At 74.6% G+C, this 5,020-nt stretch carries 5 protein-coding genes; 2 read left to right on the forward strand and 3 right to left on the reverse strand.

All coding sequences use genetic code 11. The annotated features are described in order from the left end of the window. The 3 genes from ND748_RS24930 to ND748_RS24940 all read right to left on the reverse strand — a co-directional run. Positions 1-814: coenzyme F420-0:L-glutamate ligase (locus ND748_RS24930; RefSeq protein WP_251748435.1), on the reverse strand; the 814-nt coding region annotated here is incomplete at its 3' end. Then, entirely contained in the window at positions 807-1,835 is a 1,029-nt protein-coding gene (gene cofD / locus ND748_RS24935) for a 2-phospho-L-lactate transferase (RefSeq protein WP_251748437.1), read from the reverse strand. The genes cofD and ND748_RS24930, both read right to left, overlap by 8 nt. 117 nt (positions 1,836-1,952) lie before the next feature. Further along, positions 1,953-2,561, reverse strand: coding sequence for a TetR/AcrR family transcriptional regulator (locus ND748_RS24940; RefSeq protein WP_251748439.1), 609 nt, complete (start codon positions 2,559-2,561; stop codon positions 1,953-1,955). 371 nt (positions 2,562-2,932) lie between these two features. Between ND748_RS24940 and ND748_RS24945 the strand changes: the two genes are divergently transcribed. Then, positions 2,933-3,229, forward strand: a complete 297-nt coding sequence (locus ND748_RS24945) for a hypothetical protein (RefSeq protein ID WP_251748441.1) — start codon at positions 2,933-2,935, stop codon at positions 3,227-3,229. 273 nt (positions 3,230-3,502) lie between these two features. Then, positions 3,503-5,020 (forward strand): 7,8-didemethyl-8-hydroxy-5-deazariboflavin synthase CofG (gene cofG / locus ND748_RS24950; RefSeq protein WP_251748442.1); only part of this gene is annotated, 1,518 nt, incomplete at its 3' end.

The following is a 5,020-nucleotide window of genomic DNA, read 5'->3' on the forward strand; positions in this document are numbered from 1 at the left end:
CGGCCGGGTCGACCGGGTCGGCGGTGAACTCGCGCACGGTGCGCCGTTCGCTCAGGGCCGCTCGCCGTGCCTCCAGCGAACCGAGCCGGAACATGTCCTCGCCGCTGGGCCGCAGCAGCGAGCGCGCCCCCGTCCCGTCGTCGGGCCGGCGGCCGTACCCGCGCACGACCGCCACCGGGGTGGCGCCGAGCTTGCCCTTGACCAGATCGGCCGCGGCCGCGAGTTCGTCTGCCTCGGCGACCTCGGTCATGCCCAGCTCGTTGCCGTAGCCGTCGATGTCGCCGATGTGGCTGCGCAGCGCGGCCATGCCGGCGACGCCGATGGCCATGTCGGTCAGGCCGCGCCGCCACGGCCGGCCGGCGGTGTCGGTGATGACGACCGCCACGTCCACGCCGAGCAGCGCGGCGACGCCGGCCCGCAGCCGGGCGGCGCTGGCGTCCGGATCGGCGGGAAGCAGGGCGAGGGAGTCCTTGGCGATGTTCGACGCGTCGACCCCGGCACTGGCCAGGACGAAGCCGTGATGCGTCTCGACGATCCGGGTCGGCCCGCGCCGGGCCACCTCGCGGACCGACTCGCCGTCGATCGCGGCCTGCCGGGCGGCCTCCCGATCACCGGCGACGGTGATCAGTCGTCCCTCGGCCTTGGACACGATCTTCGAGGTGACGACGAGGACGTCGCCGTCGGCGAGCGGCCGGCCCGCCGCGGCCGCCGCCGCGGTCACGACGGCGGCGAGATCGTCACCCGGCCGGATCTCTCCGATGCCGGTCAGCCCGAACACCGTCAGCGTCCCGCTGGGCGGCTGCTGCTCAGACACCGGCGACCTCCAGCGCCGACCGGACGATGGCCACCGTCGCCGCCAGGTCGGTCATCAGCAGGGGCCGGGCGAGCACGGTCGCCCCGGGCACGACCGCGCCGGCATCGACCGTGTCGACCAGCCAGCCGTCGAGCAGCCCCGCCGGCGCTGCGGCCAGCCCTTCCGCCGTCCCGGCCGGGGCCTCCGCCGGCCCGGCACCGGCCTGCGCGGGCGTCGCCGCCGCGCGCCCGCGGCCGCCGTAGTGCACCCCGACGGCCTGCGCGGACGTCTCCACCCCGATGGCGGTCAGGCAGGCGTCGGCCATCCCGCGCACCGCCGCCCCACCGATGATCGGCGAAACCCCGACGACCGGCGCCGCGGTCTCCCGCACGGCGTCCCGGATGCCCGGCACGGCGAGGATCGTGCCGATCGAGACGACCGGGTTCGAGGGCGGGAGCAACACGACGTCGGCCTCACCGAGGGCGTCGAGCACTCCCGGCGCCGGCTTCGCGGTCTCGGCCCGCAGCGGCACGATCGCCTGGGCCGGCACGGCGGCGCGCAGCCGCAGCCACCATTCCTGGAAGTGCACGGCCCGCTGGCCGTCCTCGTCGGCGATGACGACGTGGGTTTCCACCCGGTCGTCCGTCATCGGCAGCAGCCGCACTCCGGGCTGCCAGCGTTCGCACAGCGCCCGCATCACGTCGGACAGGGGGTAGCCGGCGTCGAGCATCTCGGTGCGCACCAGGTGGGTGGCGAGGTCGCGGTCGCCGAGCCCGAACCAGGCCGGTCCGACCCCGTAGGCGGCGAGCTCCTCGGCCACGACGAACGACTCGTCCTCGCGACCCCACCCTCGTTCGGCGGAGATCCCGCCGCCCAGGGTGTACATCACCGTGTCGAGGTCGGGGCAGATGCGCAGGCCGTGCAGGGTGATGTCGTCACCGGTGTTGCCGATCACCGTCACGTCGGCGTCGGGCAGTGCCGCGAGCACGCCGCGCAGGAACCGGGCGCCGCCGATCCCGCCGGCCAGGGCTGTCACTCTCACATCAAGCGATCCTGGCACCGCCGCCCGCCGGGTGGGTCACCGGCCGCTCCCGTGACCCGACGGAGCCGGTCGGAGAAGGGTCGGGCGCCGCTGCGGCGGCCCCGCCGGTCGGGGACGTCAGCCGAGCCGGGGGCGGGCGAACAGCGGCGCGACCCAGCCGTTGAACTCCGGCCGGGCGGGCAGCGTGGTGTCCCGGCAGAACGAGGCCAGCAGGAAGTGCACGAGATGGCTGGTCGGCCGGCTGGGCGCCGGGTTGGCCAGGCCGCCCTCGATCGTGGCGACGACTGCGTCCGCGGCCAACGCCCGGTCGGCCTCGGGCACGTGGTCGAACACCGCGGCCAGGGCGAGGCCGTGCAGCCACGCGTGCAGCCGCTCGTGGTATTCCATCACCGGCTCGGCGTGCGGGGCGCGTTCGGCGACGCACGGATGCAGCGTGCGCCGGCGTTCCACCGAGTCGAGGGCGAGGAAGAGCCTGTCCGCCGGGTCTGCGGGCAGGCCCGCGATCCGTTCCACCTCGACGTCGAGCAGGCGGTTGAGTACGGCCGCGAACGCATGGTCCTTCGACCGGAAATACCAGTAGACGGATCCGGGCTCGATCCCGGCGGACCGGGCGATCTCCGCGATGGACGTCCCGGCGAAACCACGGGCCAGGAACTGTTCCTCGGCGACGGCGAGCAACGCGTCGATCCGTTCCTCGCGGGGAACCTCCTGGCGGTTTCGTGGCACCTGATCAGCGTAGCGGCCCCGCCGTCGAGGGAGGAGTGATTCAGATGGGAGCACACGTCGCCTGCGTGCAGTACCCAGCCGATGTCAGGCGTAAACGCCGACACTCGGTGTGTGTCTCACATCACACGGGTGGGCGTGTCGACACTCCGCTGTCGCTCATCCGGATGGTGTTTGGGCAGGTCAGGGCGCCTTGCCGTGGAGGGAGTTCGCGGGTAATCGGGCGGTCGGCCGGGGATGACCGGATCGTCATCCCGCCACAAGCGCCAGGGCGCCGGCCGGGATGTGTCGTCCCTCACCCGGTTTCTCTTGATTCCGGTTAGAGAGAGCTGTGAGAGTGAACCTGAGCTCTCCACGTCGCTGGAAGGACCGTCATGTCCGACATCAGGACCACCAAGAGCCTCGAAGCCCTGTCCGCCTCTCTCAACCGCGCGCTCGCGGGGGCGCGTGCCCCCCAGGTCGTCGCCGCCCGCCGGGCGTTGATGCGGCGATCCGCGGCGATGGCCGCCGAGTCCCCCACCCACGGCGGCGCCGACCAACCGCATCGCCGCGCCCAGGCCGAGACCGACGTCCTCGCCGCCCGCAGCCGAACCAACATGCTGATCGGCACGCTCGACCGGTTGCGCCAGCCCGGCACCGGATGGCGGGCCGCCGGCCGCGCCACTCCCTGATCCGGACGGGCGTTGATCCGCGCGGGCGTTGATCCGCGCGGGCGCCCGGGCCGCCGGCGTCCCGGTCCGTCCCCGGGTCCGCGCCCGACCCCCGGCGATCCATCACCGAGATGCCCCTGGTTCCGGCCCCTCTGTGGTGTCGTCGCCACTGTTGTTGTCCGCAACCCCGTTGTTGTCCGCAACCCCGTGCCCCTTCGACACCGGTGACGGGCCGGGCCCGTCGACCCGCCGGGCGGCGGCTCATCCGGCGCCCCCGGAGAACCTGAGGAAACTATGACCAGTACGGCGGCGACACCCGACGGCGTGGGCGGCCAGGCGGCCGAGCCCGGTCACGACCCGGGCCTGCCCCAGCCGTCGCCGGGCGCCGACGCCGTGCCGTCAGCGTCGGCGATGCGCCGGGCGCTGCGCCGGGCCCGTGACGGTGCCACCCTTGACGCAGTCGAGGCGGCGGTGCTGCTGGCCGCCCGCGGCGAGGACCTCGCCGATCTGTGCGCGTCGGCGGGCCGGGTGCGCGACGCGGGCCTGGCCACCCTCGGCCGCCCGGGCGTCGTCACCTACTCGCCGAAGGTGTTCATCCCGCTGACCCGGCTCTGCCGGGACCGCTGCCACTACTGCACGTTCGCCACCGTGCCCCACCGGCTGCCCGCGCCGTACCTCACCGTCGACGAGGTGCTCGACATCGCCCGGGCGGGCGCCGCGGCCGGCTGCGCCGAGGCGCTGTTCACCCTGGGCGACCGGCCGGAGGACCGCTGGCCCGCGGCCCGGGAGTGGCTCGACGCCCACGGCTACGACTCGACGCTGGGCTACCTGCGCGCCGTCGCGATCGCCGTGCTGGAGGAGACCGGCCTGCTCCCGCACCTGAACCCGGGCGTGCTGAGCTGGGCCGAGCTCGCCCGGCTCAAGCCCGTCGCCCCGTCGATGGGGATGATGCTGGAGACGACGGCGACGCGGCTGTGGTCGCAGGCGGGCGGCGCGCACTTCGGCTCGCCGGACAAGGAGCCGGCGGTCCGGCTGCGGGTGCTCACCGACGCCGGCCGGCTGTCGATCCCCTTCACCACCGGCCTGCTACTCGGCATCGGGGAGACGCGGGCCGAGCGCGCCGAGACGATCTTCGAGCTGCGCGGGCAGGCCCGCCGGTACGGCTCCATCCAGGAGGTGATCGTCCAGAACTTCCGGGCCAAGGACGACACCGCGATGCGCTCCGCGCCCGACGTCGGCGCCGAGGAGCTGGCCGCGGCCGTCGCCGTGACCCGGCTCGTGCTCGGCCCGACGATGCGGGTGCAGGCCCCACCGAACCTCATCGACCCGGCCGAGTGCGCCCTGCTGCTGGCCGCCGGCATCGACGACTGGGGCGGCGTCTCACCCGTCACCCCGGATCATGTCAACCCCGAGCGCCCCTGGCCGGACCTGGACGTGCTGCGCGAGGCGACGGCCCGGGCCGGCTTCTCGTTGCGTCCCCGGCTCACGGTGTACCCGTCGCACCTGGACGAGCCGTGGATCGACCCGCGTATCACCGGGCACGTGCGCGCGCTGGCCGGCCCGGACGGGCTGCTCGCCGAGGGCGCCCGACCCGTCGGGCGGCCCTGGCAGGAGCCCGACGGCGGTCTCGGTGACACCGGCCGCGTCGACCTGCACACCGCGGTCGACACCGTCGGACGCCACAGCGCCACCCGGGTCGACTTCGACACCGTCTACGGCGACTGGGAGTCGCTGCGGGCGGAGGTCAGCGCGGCCGGCACGGGCGTCGACGGCGTCGTGGGCACCGGCAGCCGTGCCGTCGCGGCCCGGGCC

Origin of the sequence: Frankia sp. AiPs1 (assembly GCF_023716945.1) — a bacterium.
GTDB lineage: Bacteria > Actinomycetota > Actinomycetes > Frankiales > Frankiaceae > Frankia.

Excerpts from the sequence above, each read along its gene's own strand:
- ND748_RS24945 (WP_251748441.1), top strand. The coding sequence starts at position 2,933 with ATGTCCGACATCAGGACCACCAAGAGCCTCGAAGCCCTGTCCGCCTCT.